Source organism: Chryseobacterium luteum (genome assembly GCF_000737785.1).
GTDB lineage: Bacteria > Bacteroidota > Bacteroidia > Flavobacteriales > Weeksellaceae > Chryseobacterium > Chryseobacterium luteum.
Genome location: NZ_JPRO01000004.1, coordinates 1 through 21019, shown reverse-complemented (window position 1 = coordinate 21019; position 21019 = coordinate 1). Strand labels below are relative to the sequence as shown.

At 38.5% G+C, this 21019-nt stretch carries 20 protein-coding genes and 1 pseudogene; 8 read left to right on the top strand and 13 right to left on the bottom strand.

Translation table 11 applies throughout. From position 1 onward, the window contains the following. Positions 1-95: 95 nt before the first annotated feature. Positions 96-1766, bottom strand: a complete 1671-nt coding sequence (asnB, locus tag IX38_RS06860; protein ID WP_034703242.1) for an asparagine synthase B — start codon at positions 1764-1766, stop codon at positions 96-98. Positions 1767-2339: 573 nt separating this feature from the next. Next, positions 2340-3545 (bottom strand): RsmB/NOP family class I SAM-dependent RNA methyltransferase, encoded by a 1206-nt coding sequence (locus tag IX38_RS06855; protein ID WP_034703240.1) that lies wholly within the window; start codon positions 3543-3545, stop codon positions 2340-2342. Positions 3546-3941: 396 nt separating this feature from the next. Here IX38_RS06855 and IX38_RS06850 point away from each other — a divergent pair, with 396 nt between their 5' ends. Continuing rightward, entirely contained in the window at positions 3942-4289 is a 348-nt protein-coding gene (locus IX38_RS06850) for a zinc ribbon domain-containing protein YjdM (RefSeq protein WP_034703239.1), read from the top strand. Positions 4290-4567: 278 nt separating this feature from the next. Here IX38_RS06850 and IX38_RS06845 read toward each other — a convergent pair whose 3' ends face one another. Beyond that, the gene (locus IX38_RS06845) at positions 4568-5524 is read right to left on the bottom strand and encodes a sulfate/molybdate ABC transporter ATP-binding protein (RefSeq protein ID WP_034703236.1); all 957 of its coding nucleotides are present in this window, start codon (positions 5522-5524) and stop codon (positions 4568-4570) included. 75 nt (positions 5525-5599) lie between these two features. On the opposite strand from IX38_RS06845, the gene IX38_RS06840 reads away from it, so the two are divergent. After that, positions 5600-6259 carry a YceI family protein gene (locus IX38_RS06840; RefSeq protein WP_034703234.1) on the top strand — a complete coding sequence of 220 codons (660 nt, stop codon included), beginning with the start codon at positions 5600-5602 and terminating at the stop codon, positions 6257-6259. A 126-nt stretch (positions 6260-6385) separates the two neighbouring features. Then, positions 6386-7396, top strand: a complete 1011-nt coding sequence (gene pheS, locus IX38_RS06835) for a phenylalanine--tRNA ligase subunit alpha (protein WP_034703232.1) — start codon at positions 6386-6388, stop codon at positions 7394-7396. Between the two features lie 267 nt (positions 7397-7663). On the opposite strand, the gene IX38_RS06830 is transcribed toward pheS, so the two are convergent. Continuing rightward, a complete protein-coding gene (locus tag IX38_RS06830) occupies positions 7664-8431 on the bottom strand; it encodes a DUF3108 domain-containing protein (protein ID WP_051884539.1) in 768 nt (255 codons plus the stop codon). 157 nt (positions 8432-8588) lie between these two features. Between IX38_RS06830 and IX38_RS06825 the strand changes: the two genes are divergently transcribed. Next, a complete protein-coding gene (locus tag IX38_RS06825; RefSeq protein WP_034703226.1) occupies positions 8589-9644 on the top strand; it encodes an NAD(P)/FAD-dependent oxidoreductase in 1056 nt (351 codons plus the stop codon). Between the two features lie 12 nt (positions 9645-9656). Beyond that, positions 9657-9986 (top strand): 2Fe-2S iron-sulfur cluster-binding family protein, encoded by a 330-nt coding sequence (locus IX38_RS06820; protein WP_034703211.1) that lies wholly within the window; start codon positions 9657-9659, stop codon positions 9984-9986. 73 nt (positions 9987-10059) lie between these two features. Here IX38_RS06820 and IX38_RS06815 read toward each other — a convergent pair whose 3' ends face one another. The 5 genes from IX38_RS06815 to IX38_RS06795 form a co-directional block, all read right to left on the bottom strand. Continuing rightward, positions 10060-10425 carry a hypothetical protein gene (locus tag IX38_RS06815; protein ID WP_034703205.1) on the bottom strand — a complete coding sequence of 122 codons (366 nt, stop codon included), beginning with the start codon at positions 10423-10425 and terminating at the stop codon, positions 10060-10062. A gap of 16 nt (positions 10426-10441) precedes the next feature. Then, entirely contained in the window at positions 10442-11023 is a 582-nt protein-coding gene (locus tag IX38_RS06810) for an LOG family protein (protein ID WP_034703203.1), read from the bottom strand. A 203-nt stretch (positions 11024-11226) separates the two neighbouring features. After that, positions 11227-12669: an aminoacyl-histidine dipeptidase gene (locus IX38_RS06805; RefSeq protein WP_034703200.1), complete on the bottom strand. Its 1443-nt coding sequence runs from the start codon at positions 12667-12669 to the stop codon at positions 11227-11229. 104 nt (positions 12670-12773) lie between these two features. After that, entirely contained in the window at positions 12774-13265 is a 492-nt protein-coding gene (locus tag IX38_RS06800; RefSeq protein ID WP_034703197.1) for a hypothetical protein, read from the bottom strand. Positions 13266-13283: 18 nt separating this feature from the next. Next, on the bottom strand, positions 13284-13889 hold the full coding sequence (locus IX38_RS06795; RefSeq protein WP_034703195.1) for an LURP-one-related/scramblase family protein: 606 nt from the start codon (positions 13887-13889) through the stop codon (positions 13284-13286). Positions 13890-14421: 532 nt separating this feature from the next. On the opposite strand from IX38_RS06795, the gene recR reads away from it, so the two are divergent. Beyond that, positions 14422-15033, top strand: coding sequence for a recombination mediator RecR (gene recR, locus IX38_RS06790; protein WP_034703193.1), 612 nt, complete (start codon positions 14422-14424; stop codon positions 15031-15033). 2 nt (positions 15034-15035) lie between these two features. After that, entirely contained in the window at positions 15036-15869 is an 834-nt protein-coding gene (locus tag IX38_RS06785) for a glycosyltransferase family 2 protein (RefSeq protein WP_034703191.1), read from the top strand. A 51-nt stretch (positions 15870-15920) separates the two neighbouring features. On the opposite strand, the gene secG is transcribed toward IX38_RS06785, so the two are convergent. From secG to IX38_RS06765, 4 genes are all read right to left on the bottom strand, one after another. Then, positions 15921-16277 (bottom strand): preprotein translocase subunit SecG, encoded by a 357-nt coding sequence (secG, locus tag IX38_RS06780; protein ID WP_034703189.1) that lies wholly within the window; start codon positions 16275-16277, stop codon positions 15921-15923. Positions 16278-16406: 129 nt separating this feature from the next. Next, a complete protein-coding gene (locus IX38_RS06775; RefSeq protein WP_034703187.1) occupies positions 16407-18452 on the bottom strand; it encodes a M16 family metallopeptidase in 2046 nt (681 codons plus the stop codon). A gap of 52 nt (positions 18453-18504) precedes the next feature. After that, positions 18505-19818: a M16 family metallopeptidase gene (locus IX38_RS06770; RefSeq protein ID WP_034703183.1), complete on the bottom strand. Its 1314-nt coding sequence runs from the start codon at positions 19816-19818 to the stop codon at positions 18505-18507. A 212-nt stretch (positions 19819-20030) separates the two neighbouring features. Further along, positions 20031-20414, bottom strand: coding sequence for a helix-turn-helix domain-containing protein (locus IX38_RS06765; protein ID WP_034703181.1), 384 nt, complete (start codon positions 20412-20414; stop codon positions 20031-20033). Positions 20415-20591: 177 nt separating this feature from the next. Between IX38_RS06765 and IX38_RS06760 the strand changes: the two are divergent. Further along, a pseudogene (locus IX38_RS06760) lies at positions 20592-21019 on the top strand (hypothetical protein); the annotation flags it as partial.

Genomic DNA, 21019 nt, shown 5'->3' with positions numbered 1-21019 from the left:
AAAATCAATACTTTTTGTTTAAACTCTATATTGAAACTTCTAAGCCTCCCAAACCCTCAAACCCTCAAACTCTCCGACGTTCTAACTCCGAATCCTCATTCATAACTCGTTTCATGTACTTTTACGGCTCTTCCGCTCGGGTCATTCATCTTTTTGAAAGCTTCATCCCATTCCAAAGCGATAGGAGTGGAGCAGGCCACCGAAGGTACGGACGGAACTGTTGCCGCTGCCGTTTCACTTGGAAAATGTTCTTCAAAAATTGTTCTGTAACGGTATTCCTCTTTATTCTGAGGTGTGTTAAGCGGGAATCTGAATCTCGCATTGGCCATCATTTCATCCGTGACTTCTTTTTCGGCCACCTCTTTTAAAGTATCGATCCATGAATAACCCACACCGTCTGAAAACTGCTCCTTCTGTCTCCAGACAATAGATTCCGGAAGAATATCTTCAAACGCTTTTCTCAATACCCATTTCTCGATTTTACCTTCTTCAACGCTGATCATTTTGTCTTTTGGGTTAACAGCCATTGCAATATCCATGAATTCTTTATCAAGGAAAGGAACCCTGCCTTCAATTCCCCAGCTCATCAGGGCTTTGTTGGCCCTTAAACAGTCATATAAATGAAGCTTGCCCAGTTTTCTTACCGTTTCATCATGGAATTCTTTTGCGTTAGGCGCTTTGTGGAAATACAGGTATCCTCCGAAAAGCTCATCTGAGCCCTCCCCGGAAAGAACCATTTTGATTCCCATGGATTTGATCACTCTTGCCAAAAGATACATTGGCGTAGAAGCTCTGATGGTCGTTACATCATAAGTTTCCAGGTGATAGATCACATCGCGTACTGCATCCAATCCTTCCTGAACGGTGAAATTAACCTCATGATGCACAGATCCAATATGGTCTGCCGCTTTTCTTGCTGCCACCAAGTCGGGAGATCCTGTCAAACCCACTGCAAAACTGTGAAGTCTTGGGTACCACGCTTCCTGAGTATCGCCGCTTTCAACCCTCTGTCTTGCGTATTTTGCTGTAATTGCCGAAATAACGGATGAATCCAGTCCTCCGGAAAGGAGTACACCATAAGGAACATCACTCATTAACTGTCTGTGAACGGCATCTTCAAGGCCTTTTCTTATTTTTGAAATATCGGTTTCATTGTCTTTTACACTGTCAAAGCTTTCCCAGTCTCTTTTGTACCACTGCTGAAGTTCAGTTCCATCCGGACTGTATACAAAATGTCCCGGAAGGAATGTTTCAATTGTCTTACAGACTCCTTCCAGCGCCTTTAATTCGGAAGCCACATAATAATTTCCGTTTTTGTCCCAACCCTGATAAAGAGGGCAGATTCCCATGTGATCACGGGCGATCAGGTAGACTCCTTTTTCTATATCATAAAGGGCAAATGCGAAAATTCCGTTAAGTTTTTCGATGAAGTTTTCCCCATATTTTCCGTACAGGGCAAGGATTACTTCACAATCCGACTGGGTCTGGAATTCAAAATCAGGAAACTTCTCTTTTAATTCTCTATGGTTATAGATCTCTCCGTTCACTGCCAGAACTACTTTTTCGTCCTTGGTGAATAAAGGCTGCTTTCCTGAAGCAGGATCTACGATGGCTAGCCTCTCATGAGAAAATATTACTTTATCATCCTGAAATACACCGCTCCAGTCCGGACCGCGGTGACGGATCTTTTTTGACATTTCTAAAACCTGAGGTCTTAGCATTTCAGTTTTTTGTTTGGCATCAAACAAACATACAATTCCACACATGTTGTTACTTATTTGAAGCGAAATTAGCTTTGATGTTTAAAAATAACAACAAAAAATAATTAAAAGTTAATATTTTTAACTAAATACTTTGTTTTAATGAAAAATATTAATTATTTGAATCAATTATTACGTATTTGATTGATTTTTTTCGCTGTGAGAATCCCGTCTTATATGCTATACAAAATTAAAATGAAATAATTAATAATATATGATAATTTATTATATAAAATTTAGCCTTTACTTTGTGGCTCGAAATAATTTTTTTTCATCATTTGTGTTTTTACCTTCTTGCAATTCTCTTGCAAGAAGGTTTTGTTTTAGGGGTACCTTAGCAGAACGCATTAACATCCTACGAGCCGGAACTCGTACCTTCCGTTACTCCTGCGAGTCTTTATCATATGTTTTCACGCTTTCAGCTCTCCGGACATTTATAAAAGGTTACCGGACACCATACATAATACATATAAATTTTTCTGGATTTTGAAACCTTAAAATATATAAAGATTAAATTTTTCCAATAAAAAAGCTGCCCCTGGGATGGAGCAGCTGTATATTTTTAAGATTTGAATCTGATTAAGAAATTCTTTCGATCAGTGCCATATAGAATCCATCGTAGCCATGACTTGGCATTACTTTATCATCTTTGATTAATTTATAGCCTGAATTGCTCTTCAAAAACTCTTCTACCTGGAGATTATTTTCAGAAGGAAGGATAGAACATGTTGCATACACCAATTTTCCGCCTACTTTCAGCATTTTGGAATAATCCTGAAGAATCTGCTGCTGTTCTTTTTTGATTCTGTCGATAAAATCCTGGTCAATTTTCCATTTACTGTCCGGATTTCTTTTTAAAACTCCAAGTCCTGAGCACGGAGCATCAATCAGAAGTCGGTCCACTTTGTCATGAAGACGTTTGATCACCTTATTGTCAGAGATCATACGGGTTTCAATATTGTGCGCTCCCGCTCTTTTTGCACGACGTTTCAGTTCAGCAAGTTTCCATTCAAAGATGTCTAAAGCAACGATCTGACCTTTATTTCCCATCAATGCAGCTAAGTGAAGCGTTTTTCCACCTGCACCTGCACAAGCATCCACAACTCTCTGTCCTTCTTTTACATCAAGGAAATACCCGATTTTCTGTGAAGAAGCATCCTGAACCTCAAATAAGCCTTCTTTGAAAGCTGTCGTAAGAAAAACATTCTTCTTTTCCTCAAGCTGTACGGCATCCGGATAATTTTTCACAGTGTAAGCTACTACACCTTCATCCGAAAGATCAGAAATAAGTTCCCGGGGAGTTGTTTTAAGGCTGTTTGCTCTTAATACGGTTGGAGCCTGCTCATTTAAAGCATGCATTTCTTTTTCCCAGCCCGGTCCCAATTCTTTTTCCAGAGTTTCGGCTAACCATTCAGGAATGGAATGTTCGATAGCTTTCGTGGGAACGGTGTTCTTTTTAAGCTTGGTAAGGATATCTGCGATTTTAATTCCGTCAAACTCTTCAAACTTTTTGTAATTCGTCTTGCTCCAAAGCAGATACGCAATCATCAGTTTATAGATATTGGTAGGTTTTACGCCCTCACCCATATAATATTCAAGACGTTTTTTCCAGCGGATGATATTATAGAAAATCTCAGAAACAACGGCTCTGTCCTGGCTTCCCCATTTTTTATGGGCTTTTAAAAGTCTTTCGATTACCTTATCTGCGTATTTGTTTTTTTCGAAAAATGTTTCCTGTAAAGCATCGTGAATTCCGATAGCCAGGTTTCTGTGAATAAGTTCCATAAAATTTGCTTCGCTGTTTGAATCTGCAAAAGTACGAATTATAGTTGAGAGTTACAGGATTAGAGTTTTGAGGGTGGGGAAGTTGGAGAGTTGGAGGGTTTTAGTGTTTGAGAGTAGGTTTGGGTTTTGGATGAGGGATTCAAGGTCATAGGGTTTGAGAGTTTCAATTTTGAAGTATGGGTTTCTGAGCATAAGATACCATATCTGAAATCTAATAGCTGCATTTTAAGCTTTAGTTCACACTTTATAATCCTTAGATCTAAACTATTCACCATTCACTTGTAAAGCAAAATTTGCTATTGACATCTTCCCATTCAGCCTTAACCTCTTTCTCCTGTCTCATGTCTGAAATCTGAAATCTGAAACAAAAATCTTACCTTTGCAAAAAATAAAAATATGAGTGATACTGTACTTTGTCCGAAATGCAGCTCCGAATTTACTTATCCAAGTGAAAATAATATGATGACCTGTTCGCAATGTTTTTACGAATGGAATCCTGAAGAAACGGCTGCTGAAACCGCTAATGACGGAAAAATACTGGATTCAAACGGAAACGAGCTTCAGGATGGGGATTCTGTGGTAGTCATAAAAGATCTTCCTGTAAAAGGAGCACCAAAACCTGTAAAAGCGGGAACAAAAGTGAAAAATATCCGTCTAAGACCGGACAGCGATCATAATATCGACTGTAAAATTGATGGTTTCGGATCTATGGCTCTGAAATCAGAATTTGTAAAGAAAGCTTAAGGCTTATTGCAAAAAATAAAAAAGGAAAAGATTGGACAGTGTAATCTTTCAAAAAGACTTGATTGCAGGGTGTGCTAATGTCCGTCTCAAGGCAGAAAGAGAATTAACCAAAAATTTCCTTATGCTGTAGAAATACAAATGTAAGAAAAAGTTTCAGACCGCTTCTTAGATTTGTATTTTTTTTATCCACATATTAACAATAACTACAAGAAAATGTATGAGTTATGAGGATTGATGAGTGTATCTGTGAATTTGTTGATAGGAATTAACTTCAACAGCTATTTTAATTTCTCTCCGGGTTGAACAAAAGAAATCCTGATATTTCCCTCTATCTTCTCATCCGTATAAACTGTAAGTTCTTTATTTTGGACCCTGATTTTATTCCAGTAATGGTTTCCTGCAAATCTGCTTTCCAGGAGTTCGGCCTCGGTTCCGTTTTCAGAGATTTTTATTTCTTTAGGATAGTATGAAAATTTTGGAAGCCGGAATTCTGCTTTTTCCTCTTCACTGAAAATATTGACCTCACCAAAAAGTTTGGCTACATAAGAATTGTAAGGATGCTTATAGGTTTCTTCAGGGCTGTCGTTCTGGATCAGCCTTCCGTCTTTCAGGATCACGATCTGATCCAGCCACGGCATAATTTCCTGAAGCTCATGGGTAGAGATGATCAACGAAATCTGATGCTGTTTCACATATCTGAACAGTCTTTCGCGAAGCTCTATTTTTCTGGAAAAATCCAGGTTGCTGAAAGGTTCGTCTAAAATAAGAAGTTTCGGCAGTACGGAAAGTGCCCTTGCTATGGCAACCCTCTGCTGCTGGCCGCCACTCAGATATTTAGGAAGTACATGGGCAAATTCCTGAAGTCCTACCACTTCCAGAAGTTCCATGACCGTTTCTTTTTTTTGAGTTAAATTGATGTTGGAAATGAATTTCCCTACGTTTTCGGCAACGGTAGCGTAAGGCATCAGGTCAAAATTCTGGGCCACCAGTTTCATCTCAGCTTCTCCGGGAACAAGGTTTCCCTTAGGGCCCAGAAGCCGTTTTCCGTTAAAAATAATCTCGCCGCTTTCCCAGTCCAGAAGACCGTAAATCAGGTTGAGCAATGTAGACTTTCCACAGCCACTTTCTCCTGCCAGTGCAATGATTCTGCCTTCTTCAAAACCCAGATTAAGGTTCTGAAACAGGGGATTATCCTGGTTGTGGGAAAAATATAAATTGTTTATTTCTAAAAGCATAATACAAATGTAAGGTTTTTATGAAAAAATAAAATTTTTTATTATATTAGCGGAAGTAATAAAAATATATCAAAAATGAGAAAAAAACTGTTTTCACTGGCTATTCCTGCTTTATTTGTTGTGGCTGTAGCGGTTTCTTGTAAAAAAGACAAACCGGTTACAAGCGAAGGCAATGAAGTGACAACTACAAAAGACGGGAATCAGTATACGGTGGATACATTAAACAGTAAAGTGGAGTGGAAAGGATATAAGGTTTTCAAGTCTGAAAGTACAAGCCATTTCGGAACCATCAAATTTGAAAGTGGTGACGTAACGGTGAAAGACGGGAAGCTTGAAAGCGGAAAATTTGTTGCTGATATGGCTTCTTTAACCTCTGAAGATCTGAAAAATGACGCTGATCAGTTAGGAAAACTGAACGGCCATCTTAAGAGCGGTGATTTTTTTGAAGTGGAAAAATTCCCAACAGCTTCTTTTGAAATTACAAAAGTGACACCGGCTGTGGAAGGAGATTACAATACACTTCTTGACGGGAATTTAACGATTAAAGGTATTTCAAAACCGGTTCAGTTTAAGGCCAATGTTTCTGTAAAAGGCGCAGAAGTAAGTGTGGCTACTGAGCCTAAGGATATTAAAAGAGAAGAGTTTGGCGTGAAGTTCCAGGCTCCTGCTGAAAACGGAGTGATTAAGGATGAGGTAACTCTTCAGATCAACGTTAAAGCTTTAGAAAAGAAATAATTTTTTTATTTAAGTGAAATAAGTGATTGAAGTCTGCCTCCCGTAAAGGGGCAGATTTTTTTATCACAGATTCATTATTAAACTTAAAAAACGTATTTTTGCAAAACATTTTGAAAGGGTAAAACAATGATAGAAAAGATAGAAGAACTACTTACCGAAGTAAACAGCTTCAATGCTACGTCTAAAGAGGAAATAGAAAACTTCCGGATTAAGTATAATGGTAAAAAAGGGGTTCTGAATGATTTTTTTGAAAAATTTAAGGAAGTTCCAAACGACCAGAAAAAGGAATTCGGACAGAAGATCAATTCTTTGAAACAGGCTGTTGCAGGAAAGCTGGAAGATCTGAAAGATGCTTCCCAGTCTGCTGTGGTCACAGAAAAAGAAGATCTTACAAGACCCGCATTTCCGTTGGATCTTGGGTCAAGACACCCGATCAATCTGGTGAAGAACAGGATTATTGAAATTTTCAAATCTATAGGTTTCGCGGTAGCTGACGGTCCTGAAATAGAGGACGACTGGCACAACTTTACGGCGCTTAACCTTCCCGAATACCATCCGGCAAGAGATATGCAGGATACTTTCTTCATTGAACAGAATCCGGATATCCTTTTAAGAACGCATACATCCTCCGTACAGATCCGTTATATGGAAGAAAACCAGCCGCCGATCAGAATCCTTTCTCCGGGAAGAGTATTCAGAAATGAGGCTATTTCTTCACGTTCGCACTGTATATTCCATCAGATTGAAGGCTTGTATATTGATGAGAATGTAAGCTTTGCAGATCTTAAGCAGACGATCCAGTTCTTTACCACTGAGCTTTTCGGAAAATCCAAGATCAGGATGAGACCTTCTTATTTCCCGTTCACAGAGCCGAGTGCTGAAATTGATGTTTACTGGGGACTGAACTCTGAAACCGATTACAGAATTACCAAGGGAACAGGATGGCTGGAAATCATGGGATGCGGAATGGTAGATCCTGCCGTATTGAAAAATGTAAATATCGACTCTGAGAAATATTCAGGTTATGCTTTCGGAATGGGGATTGAAAGAATTACAATGCTTCTTTACCAGATGAGCGACATCAGAATGTTCTTTGAAAATGATATCAGAACTTTAGAACAGTTTAAATCACTATAAAAATTAAACCTCCGGAATTTCCGGAGGTTTTTGTTTTTAATTACTGACCTAAGAAACAAAACGTAATTAAAAACGATTGTATTGAAAATTACAACGTGATTCTTTATTGGCTGACATCTGAAGGGATGTCATGTTAAGCAGCTTTATTCTTATATCTGCTGTTATTAATAAGACAATCAGAAGTTGAAATCTATTACATCATAAAATAAAAAATGCCGGCAAAATCTTTTTTGCCGGCATTTTTTTAATCAAAAGACTGATTATCTTTTACTTATATTTTAAAGGATATTTTACATTTTTAAGATCATCAATACTTGCTTTCAGTGATCCTACGGCCAGTTCGGCCTGCAAAAGCATCGGAATATGGTTCGCATCGTTGGTAACCCACATCGTTACGCCTTCTTTTTCTTTAAAAACCCTTCCGCTCTTTACAGACGGGATAATCTTCAGACAGTTGATGGTACCGAATTTGGTTTTCAGATCTTCTGTTCCCGTCACTTTAAGCTGAAACGGAAACATTTCATCATCAATCCATACATTCATATTGATCACTGTTCCTACTTTCAGCTCGCTTGTGCTTTTGCTTCTCAGGTAGTAGAAGCAGGACAGCATATCCTGAACTCCTTTTACTGATTTAATCACCTTTGAACCGTTGGCAGGTGTTTTTTTATCAGTTAGAATCAGCGTATTGTTATTGTGGTTGAAAACTGTTTCAAAATGCTGGCGGTAGCTTCCTTCCCGTACATTTCTTACGTAAAAGCTTGGCAGCCCGGTTTGTGTATTGATGAAGCTTTCATATAAATCCTCTACTTTAAAAAAGGCTTTTACAGCACCTGTAGTTTTTCCTGTACCTTTAACGTACAGATGGGGAACACCCATATAGCTGGTCTTTTTGGTAGTGAGATTGGCGGTTCCGGCATTCAGGATTCCATAATGGATTCTGAATGTAATAGACTCGCCATCAGCAATATTGTCGATCTGAGCATAGCTCATCAGGAACATACACATTGCAAAAAGAGTTAAAATTTTCTTCATGATATGACATTTAACAAAAACGTTGCCAAAATTAAGATTCTTAAGTATTTACAGGGATTTGATAAATCTCAGGTTTTTATTTAGAATCAATTAAATATGCTTCGCATTAAAATTAGTAAATTTGCAGTTACAAGTATAATTAAATTATCTTTTTATTATGATAACCACTGATATATTGATCATAGGAGCCGGACCTACCGGGCTTTTTGCTGTTTTTGAAGCAGGTTTATTAAAAATGAAGTGCCACATTATCGACGCGCTTCCGCAGCCGGGAGGACAGTTGGCAGAGCTTTATCCGAAAAAGCCTATTTTCGATATTCCGGGATATCCTTCAGTGAATGCTGGGGAATTAGTAGATAATTTGATGGAGCAGATCAAGCAGTTCCAGCCGGGATTCACTTTGGGGGAAACTGCGGTTTCTTATACAAAAGTGGACGATGAATGGTTTGAAGTGATTACCAATAAAGGAACGGTTCACAGATGTAAAGCTATTGCGATTGCTGGTGGATTGGGAACTTTTGAGCCTAGAAAACCGACTTTTGAAAATGTTGCTGATTATGAGGAGAAAGGTCTTGAATATTTCGTTAAAGAGCCTGAGCATTTCAGAAATAAGAAAGTAGTAATCGCCGGAGGAGGTGATTCTGCACTGGACTGGAGTGTTTTCCTTTCCAATGTTGCAAGCGAGGTTACTTTGATCCACAGGAGAAATGAATTCAGAGGAGCTTTGGATTCCGTGGAGAAAGTTCAGGATCTTAAAAACCAGGGGAAAATTAAATTAATTACGCCTGCTGAAGTTACCGGTATCAAAGGGGACGGAAAAGTAGAAGCCATCACAGTACAAATTGAAGGGCAGGACGCTTTTGATATTGAAACAGATTATTTCATTCCTTTATTCGGACTGACTCCAAAATTGGGCGAGATCGCAAACTGGGGACTGAATATCGAAAAAAATGCGATTGTAGTAAATAATGCCCTTGATTATCAAACGAACATCGACGGAATCTATGCAATCGGAGATATCAATACCTATCCGGGTAAACTGAAGCTAATCCTTTGCGGTTTCCACGAAGCTACTTTGATGTGTCAGAGTGTTTACAACAGGCTGAATCCGGGTAAGAAATTTGTACTTAAGTATACGACAGTAAGCGGTGTAGACGGATTTGACGGCAGCCGTAAGGAAGCAGAAAAGGCAGTTGTGAAAAAAATTGACTAATTTTGCATTATTATGTCAGATATTAATATAAAGATCACGGATCGGGAAGGGGTAACCCATGATGTTGTAGCACCTACAGATATGTCTATGAACCTGATGGAGATCATCCGCTCTTATGAACTGGCGGAAGAGGGAACCATTGGAGTATGCGGAGGAATGGCGATGTGCGCCTCATGTCAGGTATATGTGATCAATGATCCGGGCCTTGAACCAATGGGAGATGAAGAAGATGCGATGCTGGCAGAAGCCTACCATGTAAAAGAGAACAGCAGACTGGGATGTCAGCTGCATATGATGGATGAAATGGAAGGTCTTGAAGTGGCTATTGCTCCTTATCCTTAGAAAATATTTTTTTAATCTATAAAAACCCGTTCAGATTTTTGAACGGGTTTTGTTTTTTATATTAACCATTTTATTATTGAGAACATATATACTCGTGTCTTATTAGAGTGTCTTCTTTAATGATTTCTAAATGATTTTCTCCTTCATTCTTTATAAAGTAATCTCCAGGTTCTATTTCATTTTTATAGGAAGCCCACCATTGGCCGTCTTCAGAACATTCACAGTGCATAAAACTTTCAGGAATAGTTCCTGTTAGTTTAAGAGATCTTATACCTTCAATACTTTCTACTTTAATTTTACATTTTTGCTTTTTGATTCTTTCCATTGCTGTCTTACAATCTTCCCTAAAATAAGAAGAAAGAGTAGGAATAATAATGAATATAGTTACAAATACAGTAGCAACTCCAAGCATTTCTTTATTAACATTGTAATTATTCATATGAAACTAAAAAGTTTTAAACTTTATCCTTCGAAATCCACTTTCCAATAGTAGGCGCCTCATAATTCCTCATTTTCTCCAAAAGCTCATCAATACTGTTATTTATCAGAAGCATATCTCTGTTCACCTGCTTTAAGAATCCTTTATCAACCATCGTCTGAACAAGTTTTATCAGATCATCATAAAATCCATCAATATTCAAAATCCCGATCGGTTTTTTATGAAGTCCAAGCTGTGCCCAGGTGATCATTTCGAAAAACTCTTCCAGGGTTCCGTAGCCGCCGGGAAGAACGATCACGCCGTCGCAGAGATCATTCATCTTCGTTTTTCTTTCGTGCATGGTTTCTACGAGGATAAGCTCTGTAAGATTTTTATGGGCAATTTCTTTAGACTGCAGGAAGTGGGGAAGGACTCCTGTTGCTTTTCCTCCTTCACTTAAAGTTCCGTCTGCAACAGCTCCCATCAAGCCAACATCTGCACCACCATATATGAGTTGAATGTCTTGTTTTGCTAATGTTTGCCCAAGCAGGAAAGCCTGTTCTTTAAAAATATCATCTGTGCCGAAACTTGAGCCGCAAAATACTGTTATACTTTTCATTATTGTAAATCTTATTAAATAATTTTTCAAACATTAAGATGAATGAAGTTATTAAAGAAAGTTAAAAAGAAATATCAGAGATATTTTTAAGCATGAAGCTTGTGCCTTCTCAATCATCTTAACAACTTAAAAACCTTAATGGTTCAAATAAAAATATCCAAAATCATACGATTTTGGATATTCAATATAGCAATTTTATCTTCTTATTTTAAAGGAATATTCGCTAAAATATCTTTAGTAAAGCTCCAGAATTTCTGAGCAGAAGGAATATTGGCTTTCTCATCCGGAGAGTGAGCTCCTCTGATTGTAGGTCCGAAGCTTACCATTTCCATTTCAGGGTAATTCGCTCCGATGATCCCGCATTCAAGTCCTGCGTGGCAAGCTACCACATGAGGTTTTTCACCGAATTTTTCTGTGTAGATCTTTTCCATAAGCTGTACGATTTCAGAACCCGGTTTTGGTTTCCATCCCGGGTAAGAACCACTGAATTCTACGTTCATTCCGGCTAATTCCGCAACAGATTTTAACTGTTCTGCCACAGAATATTTAGATGAATCTACAGATGATCTGGTCAGGTTTAAAATTTTAAGCTCACCGCCTTTCAATTCCACTCTGGCTACATTATTGGATGCTTCCACGAGATCTTTCACATCTGGACTCATTCTGTAAACCCCGTTGTGAAGAGATTTTAATGTAAGAATGATCTTCTTTGAATCTTCTTCGGAGATTGCTTTGTCAGAAGTTGTAGAATTTTCAATATTAATATGGATACCAGGTTCTACCGTAGCAAACTCTTCTAAAATTTCTTTTTTTAGAGCTGTTGCAGCTTCAATAAATTCCTGAGCATTTCTCACAGAAATAAGAGTTGAAGCTTCTCTTGGAATTGCATTTCTCAATCCGCCGCCGTCTACAGAGACCAGCTGGATATTCTGGTTAGCCACGCCTGTGTAAAGCAGTCTTCCCAGGATAATATTGGAGTTTCCGAAACCTTTGTGGATGTCCATTCCGGAATGTCCTCCCTGAAGTCCTTTAACCTCAATTTTTACAATCTGCCCTTTTGCGGCTTCTGTTCCGTAATTTTGAGTAATGGTTACATCTACACCGCCTGCACAGCCAATATCAATTTCGTCATCTTCTTCTGTGTCAAGGTTTAATAGGATTTCTCCTGTAAGCTGACCCGGCTTTAAACCTAAAGCGCCCGTCATACCTGTTTCTTCATCGATCGTGAAAAGAGCTTCCATAGCCGGATGAGGAATATCTGAACTTTCCAGGATAGACATAATTGTTGCCACTCCTAAGCCATTATCTGCACCTAAAGTTGTTCCTTTTGCTTTTACCCAATCTCCGTCAATTTCCATTTTGATTCCTTCAGTTTCAAAATCAAAATTAATATCGCTGTTCTTCTGGCATACCATATCCAGATGCGACTGAAGGACAACAGATTTACGGTTTTCCATGCCCGGAGTTGCGGGTTTCCTGATGATAACGTTTCCTACCTCGTCTACTGTAGTTTCCAGCCCTAGATTTTCACCAAATTCTTTGATGAAAGCGATTACTCTTTCTTCTTTTTTAGACGGTCTTGGAACTGCATTTAATCTGGAGAAATTTTTCCAGATAATCTGCGGTTCTATATTAGATAATTCCATGAACTTTTATTTTTATCAAAATTACAAAATAAAAAATGCTTCCGTGAATCCGGAAGCATTTTATAAGTGGGATAGAGGTAAATTTGTTTTTTATCCCTGTTTTTTTAACATCCGCATTCCCCATAGATAGGGATGGTTTCTACAGTACCGTCCGGTTTTTCAATCGTCAGCGTACCTTCGAATAATAAAGCTTCTTCGCTTTTTATTTTTTTGCCTTTTACAGAGATTTTGTATTGGTCACTTTCAATTTCTTTTGTCAGTTCTTCGTCCACTTCCATATCACTGGATGAAATGAGATTCATGGCCATTCTTTTACCGTCAAGTTTCATGTAGGCCGTTTTTCCTGCATCGTCGGCATAGATGTATTTCTCTGCTTCAAAATCAGCCTTGTTCCTTGCGAAATAGCATGAACATTCTTTGATCTCTTTTGGAAAAGGGATAATGTCTACAAGTACTTTTCCTGATGCTGTACCTGTTTTTGCAGAATCCTTAACCAGATTTAAAGAATCTTTAGAAGTAGGGTTTTGAACGGTTTCTTTATCTTTTTTGCACGCGGTTAAAAGAAATGCTGAAAAGAAAATGATAAGATATTTCATTGTCTGCTGTTTTTATTTTTAGCCTCTTGCTCTTTCCAGAAGAACCATCATCAGTAATGATAAGATCACCAAACTTTCGTCTTCGTCATCAATATCGATCATTCTGTCAAGCTGAAATCTTCTTCCGAAGAATGAAGGCATTTTTTTAAGTTTAAAATATTCTTTTCCGTCGATACCTCTTACAGTATAGGCCGGGTTAAGAAAATACCCTGTAAACATACCTATGATAGGAATCTCACTTACCATTCCGTCAAAGAATTTTGTCCATGCATTATCTTCTGTGATTGTGAATTTGGGCTGGTCGTTTGAATCCAGGATGTCGTAAGTGGATTTCCAGATAGAGCGCATTCCTTTTCTTGCCAGTCTTCCGTAGTTTTTGTTGTCGGTAAGGTCATTTAAAGAATAGGACGCATTGAAATCGATCCATTGGTTCGCTTTGATCCCGAAAAGCTCCTTAGATTTGCTTTCATCGTTGAAAACAATAACATCTTCCTTCAGTTTGAACATCTTCTGACGAACATAGGCTACATAGCTTCCGTTTTTGTCGGTAATGTTGAAGTCACTCGCCAACGTTGAGATTTTGAATTTGAAATCCAGCGGATAGTTTAGATTTTTAAGTACCATTTAGTTTATTTTTTTCATATTAGAATCCCAAAGATAGAGGTTTTTTTACAATGAAGAGCCAAGAACCGGGGATCAGAAGTCAAGATTTTAGATACCAGATGCCAGACGTGATATTTTAGGCCGAAAATCAAGACGAGACTGAAACTGTCAATTGTGAATTTTGCTCCGCAAGTGAATGGTGAAGGATAGATTTCAGGAATATAAGTCAAGATTTTAGATACTAGATACCAGACGTGATATTTTAGGCCGGGAATCAAGACGAGATTGAGCTGTGAATTGTGAATTTTGCTCCACAAGTGAATGGTGAAGGATGGATTTCAGGGAACATACGTCAAGAATTACTGCTGTTGGCTTTGGGAGGTTCAACCACCGGATATTTGTCACCCATTCAGTATTTCCGGAATCAGAGCAACTCTTCTGTCTTTACTTATAACTAAAACTTAAAACCACCCTAAAACTCTCATTTCTCAAACGCAAAAACCCTCCAGCCCTGTAAGTCCAATTCTCAACAATATTCCTTATTTTTGCACCTATGGATTACCCTAGTAAAGTTTTGGCAAAAGCCGTAGACGAAATTTCAGGACTGCCCGGAATCGGGAGAAAAACAGCGTTGAGATTGGCACTACACCTGTTAAAACAGCCCAGCTCCAGAGCGGTAGGTCTTGGAAACTCATTAATCAACCTTGTTAACGAAATAAAATACTGTAAAGAATGCCATAATTTTTCAGATTTTGATGTCTGTGAGATTTGCAGCAATGAAAAAAGAAACAGCGAGCTGATCTGCATTGTGGAGGACGTCCGTGACGTAATCGCCATAGAAAATACAGGAAAGTTTGCAGGGAAATATCTGATCCTGGGCGGAAAAATATCACCAATGGAAGGCGTTGGTCCCAACCAGCTGAATATTCCGAGTATCGAAAGAAAAGTAAATGAAGGCGGAGTGAGGGAATTTATTTTTGCATTAAGTGCTACCATGGAAGGAGATACCACAGCCTACTATATTTATAAAAAATTTAAGAACTTTAATGTCAGTTTTTCCAGCATTGCCAGAGGAATTTCAGTAGGGGATGAGCTGGAATACGCGGATGAAGTATCTTTGGGAAGATCCATTATTAACAGGCTGCCTTATAACGAAAAGGATTAAGTATGAAACTGTCAATAATTATCGTTAATTATAATGTGACCAGGCTGCTGAGGAACTGCCTTCTTTCTATCAGGAAATACACGGAAGAGGAGAGTTATGAAGTGATCGTTATAGATAATGCATCTACGGATGCCTCCTGGGGTGATCTCATTCCGGAATTTCCTGAGGTACATTTTATATCCTCCGCACATAATGAAGGTTTTGCCATCGCCAATAACAAAGCGATAAAGACGGCATCCGGAGACTATGTCCTTCTTTTGAATCCCGATACCGAACTGGAAGGATCTTATATGAAAGATATTCTGGATTTTGCAGATTCAAAGGCGGATTTCGGATGTCTTGGAGTAAGAATGCATGATGCAGAGGGAAATTTCCTGCCTGAAAGCAAACGTTCCGTACCGGATATGTTCAATTCTTTTGAAAAACTGTTTACAAATTTTAAAAGAAGTAATTCAAAGTCCTATTACAGAAGCGATATTGACGAATATGCAGTGGAAGAAGTAGATGTTATTACCGGAGCATTTTTATTGATCAGAAGAGAGGTGTACGAAAAAACAGGAGGTCTTGATGAAAGCTATTTTATGTACGGAGAAGATATTGATCTTTGTTATACGCTGTTGAGAAACGGGTATAAAAACTATTATTACGGAAAAGCTTCCCTTCTTCATCACAAAGGCGAAAGTACCGTTAAAGATGAGGTATACCTTGACCGTTTTTATGGTGCTATGCAGATCTTTATTGATAAATACTACAGAAAATCTAAACCTATGCAGTATTCATTTTTAAAAGCGGGACTGAAACTCCGCCACAAAATAGAGAAGATCAAGCTAAAATAAAAAAGCAGTTCAATTTGAACTGCTTTTGTTGTATATAAGATAGGTCTGTTATTATTTTGCCGGAGCTACAGGTACCGGAGCCGGAGCCGTGGTAGTAGCCGCAGGAGCAGATTGCTTTGCCGGGGCAGAAGTTTCTTGCTTCACTGGCTGCTTTGCAGGAGCTGCTGTAGTAGGCTTACCCGTAATTACAACGCTTATAAGGATAAGAACGATGATTACTGCGCCCAGAGTCCATGTTGCTTTTTCCATGAAATCATTGGTTCTCTGTACTCCGAACTGTGCAGGTGATGCACCTCCGAAAGTACTGGAAAGGCCTCCTCCTTTTGGATTTTGAGCCATAACGATGATTACCAATAAGATGCTGGCGATCATAACAAGAACCATCAAGAGTATAAATATAGTATCCATTAATTTTGATATCTTTTTGAATGGGCAAATTTAATCTTTTTTTACCGAATGACAAAGAACATCACGGTAAATATTAGTAAAAATAAAAACGGCAGCGTCAGCTGCCGTTTTTTCTATATAAGAGTATTCTTATTTGAAATCAGAATCTTTAGCCTGGTTCACTTCGTATGATTTTACATTCATAACCATGTCCATGCCCATTTGATTGATTGAAATGGTGTGTGGCATTTTTACCCCATTTACCTCCTTATAATTAGAGAAAGTGGAAGGAATAGTTATTTCCTGTCCCTGCGCTTTTGCAGTTCTGGTTTCTCCTGTTTTCAATCCTGTAGCTACGCTGTAATAATACGTTACATTATTACCTTTAACGGTATAAGAATCTTCACCACCTATTTTTTCGATTCCAGCCACTTTATAGTCTGGAGATTTCGCGAAGCCTAATTCTTCAAACAGCTCAGTGTTTTTCTGTTTTTCAGCAACCTGTTCCGGTTTCATAGGTGTTTTTTGTCCCATTTGTTCAGAATATCCCTGTTTTCCGTCGAAAACCTGCTTTTGAACAACCTGTCCCATGGCAGTAACTGATGTCAATTCTTTTCCGCCCTGAGCTTTTATGATTTTAAAATCAATATTCTGTCCCTGCATAGACATAGAAGCAGTCATTGTATAAGAAGAGATCTTCGCAATATTGGCTTTTCCTCCTATTGCATTGATGTATTTATCAGCGATAGAAGCTACGCTTACATTGGCATCCACTTTCTGTGCAGTCGGTTTTGCTACCGGATTAGCTTCCTTGTCGTAATATTTTACAGCATAGCCCAGTTTTTCAAGTCCTTCAGCAATATCAGCAGCTTTACCGGCGATGAAAATTCTGCTTTGATTAGGTAAGATGTTGGTTTTTGCCGCATTGGAAATATCAGCAGCAGTTACTTTATCAATTGACTTTAAATAATTGGTATAGAAATCAGATGGAAGATCCTGAACTTTTTGATTTAAAGCAAATTTTGCAATCGTTTCCGGCTTTTCCAAAGACATGATGAAAGATCCTTTCAGTTTAGCCTTGGCATTTTCCAGTTCTTCAGGTTTTACGGTAGAAATAGCATTAAGCTCATTCATAAATTCTTTAACCGCTTTATCCGTTACCTCATTTCTCACACTTGCCTCGGCCGAGAAATCAGAAGAATATTTACCGGCATTCATGCTGGAATAAGCACCGTAAGTGAATCCGTTTTTCTCACGAAGGTTCATGAAAAGTCTCGCTTCACCGCCGCCACCTAAGATATAGTTGGCCATAGTAGCAGCGAAGTAGTTAGGATCCTTCATCTTAAGATTGTTAAGGTTGTTTACCGAAACCACAGACTGTACGGCAGAAGGAACGTCTACAATATTAATCTCGGTCTTTCCAACATTAGCGGTAGGTTCCAGAGGAGTGACAGGTGTATTCGCCTTTTTCCATCCGCTGAAAGCTTTTTCAACCAATGATTTTACCTGATCAAATTTCACATCTCCTACAATGACTAAATAAGCATTGTCAGGCGCGTAATATTTTTTATAAACGTTTTGTACGTCGGCTAACTGGATCTTGTTGATGGTTTCCACTGTTTCAAATTCACCTCTCGATGTATTTTTACCATACATTAACGCATTGGAAACCTTGGCAGCGATAGAAGAAGCATTCTTCTCTTCAGATTTTAATCCTTCTACGGCTCTTTCTTTTGAATTTTGAATTTCTTCCGCAGAGAATTTTGGATTAATGATCGCATCTGCCATTAAGCCCAATACTTCAGGGAAATATTTTGAAAGAGAGTTGGCAAAAGCACCGTTGGAAGAAAAGCTTACATTAGCTCCCAGATAATCTACTTTTTTATTAAAATCCTCTTTGCTCAGATTGGTTGTTCCGTTTTCAAACTGTTCAGCCATGATGGAGCTTACTCCGGCTACGCTTCCTTCATGGAAAGGCGGTCTGTCCATAGAAAGAGTAGTGTTTACTCTCGGTAGTTTATTGTTCTCCACAACCATTACCGTAAGGCCGTTGCTTAGCTGGAAAGTTTTTGGTTTTGCAATGTTGATCGCTGGAGTAGGTCCCGGCTTCGGCATTGCATTAAGGTCAATTTTTTGTGCTGAAACCGTTCCTGCGAATAAAAACGCTACAGCTATATATGTTAATTGCTTTTTCATTTGTAAAAATTTAATTTTTAATAATCATATTTCAAACCTCGGTTTTAAATGATTATTTTTTTTCAGGAACGTAATTAATGATTACCCTTTGATTAGAATTCAGATATTTCTTAGCCGCGTTCTGCAGATCCTGTCTCGTGATCGATCTGTAGATGTCGATTTCCTTATTGATCAGGTTGGTATCTCCCATCAGTACATGATTCGTTGCCAGTGAAGCAGCAATTCCCTGAATGCTTGAATTCGCATTCACAAACTGATTTTCATACTGGTTCTGAAGTTTTTGATAATCCTCCTCAGAGATCAGACCTGTCTGCAGTTTTTTGATTTCAGCATCAATGTCAGACTGTAAAGCCTGTTTCGTAGTCTGCCCCATTGGGATTGCGAAGAATGCAAAAATACTGTAATCTTCAAGACCCTGGTTGAAAGCCTGTACGGCAAGCGCTTTTTTATCCTGGTCAACTAATTTTTTGTATAAAACCGAAGATTTACCATTGCTCAGATAAGATGAAAGCATATCAAGAACATACGCATCTTTTTCCTTGTTGGCCGGAGTTCTGTATGCGAAAATATACGCAGGAAGCTGAATGTTCGGGTCTGTAGCCGTTACCTCTTTTTCCTGGGTGATAGGAGCATCTTTCGGGAAATCCTTTGGATAAAGGGTTCCTTTCTGAATTCCTCCGTAATATTCCTGGATCCATTTTTTAGTCTGTTCAGGCTTGATATCTCCTGCAACCACTAATGTAGCATTGTTCGGAATGTAGTATTTTTTATAGAATGCCTGGAACTCTTCCAGTTTTGCAGAATTAAGATCTTCCATAGAACCGATCGTAGGCCAGTTGTACGGGTGATTCGTAAATAAATTTTTCTGAATGGTAGGGAAAAGATTTCCGTAAGGCTGATTGTCCATTCTTAATCTTTTTTCCTCTTTTACAACCTCTCTCTGAGTATCTACTCCCACCTGGTTGATGACAGCGTGACGCATTCTTTCAGCTTCCATCCATAGACCAAGCTGTTCGTTGTTGGACGGGAATGTTTCATAGTAATACGTTCGGTCATTCGTAGTGTTTGCATTATTCTGACCACCGTTTGAAGAAACTATCTTGAACCAGTCACCTCTTTTGATGTTGGGGGTTCCTTCAAATAAAAGGTGTTCAAAGAAGTGGGCAAAGCCGGTTCTTCCCTTTACTTCATCCTTGGCACCTACATGGTACATCACACCTGTAGTTACTACCGGTGCAGAATTGTCCTGATGAAGAATTACGTGAAGGCCATTTGGCAGGTCATACTCTTCGAATTTAATTTGCTGTGCATTCAGGACCATTCCGAAGAAAGATGCTGCTACCACAGAAAGAAGTCGCTTTTTCATAAAGTAGAAATTGTTTTGTATAGATTAGTAGAAGATATAAGTGAGATGTTACACCGTTTTATATCTTTATCATTCCCGAAGGTTTGTTGCAGAGGTGTAAGTTGTTTTCGGAGTTCCCGGAAAGTCCGTTGCAGTATTGCGACGAACTTTCCGGAATATTGGAAAGTCTGTTGCTAGGGTGCAGGAAGTGTCCGGTGAAAAGGGAAAGTATGTTACTGTCCTTCCGCCTTATTTTTCCAGAAAGTAAGCTGCTCCCGAAGTTCTTTATTTATTTCCTGTAGCTCCGTGATACGGGCTTCGTATTGTTCGGTCAGCTTTTCTGAAACGTAATAATTTACCGTTTCAACCGCATTGTTCACGTTTGAGTTGTCATAAGTGTTATTGAAATTATGATTTCCGTCTTTACTACCTAACAAATCATAAATATCCATTTCATAAAACTCAGATATTTTCAAGAGATTATCTATTCCGGGTTTTGTCAGGTCGCTTTCCCATTTTCCGTATGCAGTTTGGGAAACATCCAGCTCTATGGCAACTTGGGTTTGTGATAGTTTTTTCTCGTGTCTCAGCTCACGAAGTTTGGTTCCTAAAGACATATGGGTGTATTTTTTTGCTAATTTACTGTTTTTTAGATTTTAAAAATAAAACAAATGTTGTAGATTTTAAAACAAAAGTTGTTGTACAGATTGAGATTTAGTTTTAGTTTTGTCGAAATTCACATGGAAGTGAATAGGAAAAGAATTATATTTAACAACTAAAAAAACACAAAATGCATGAAGAAAAAATTTATTTTCCGGCTGGCCTTTCTGACCGCTGCAACCTTTTCCCTGCACTCCTGCAGGACGGAAGACGAGCTAAACCACAATCCTCAGAAAACGGTGAACCGTTTTCAGATCTTTACTTCCCGGAATGGAGAACCTGTAAACTATCCCCTGGGATATAAAATCCTGCTGGAAAGATACGACAGTATATATAGTACTGCCTACACAAGAAAAGCCCTTTTGAAAAACAATATCCTGGGAAAATCGGTATCGGAAGAATATGTGGAATTTAACATCCGTTCTCAGGAGCTGATGATGAAAAACGGGAATGAGCGGTGGATTCTTTACCCGGTAGCTAAAGGCAAAGAGGTTATCGGAATAGAAGTAGGTATTCTTAAAAATAAGGAAACCGAATTGGAATTCTGGAGAATGGATTCTCA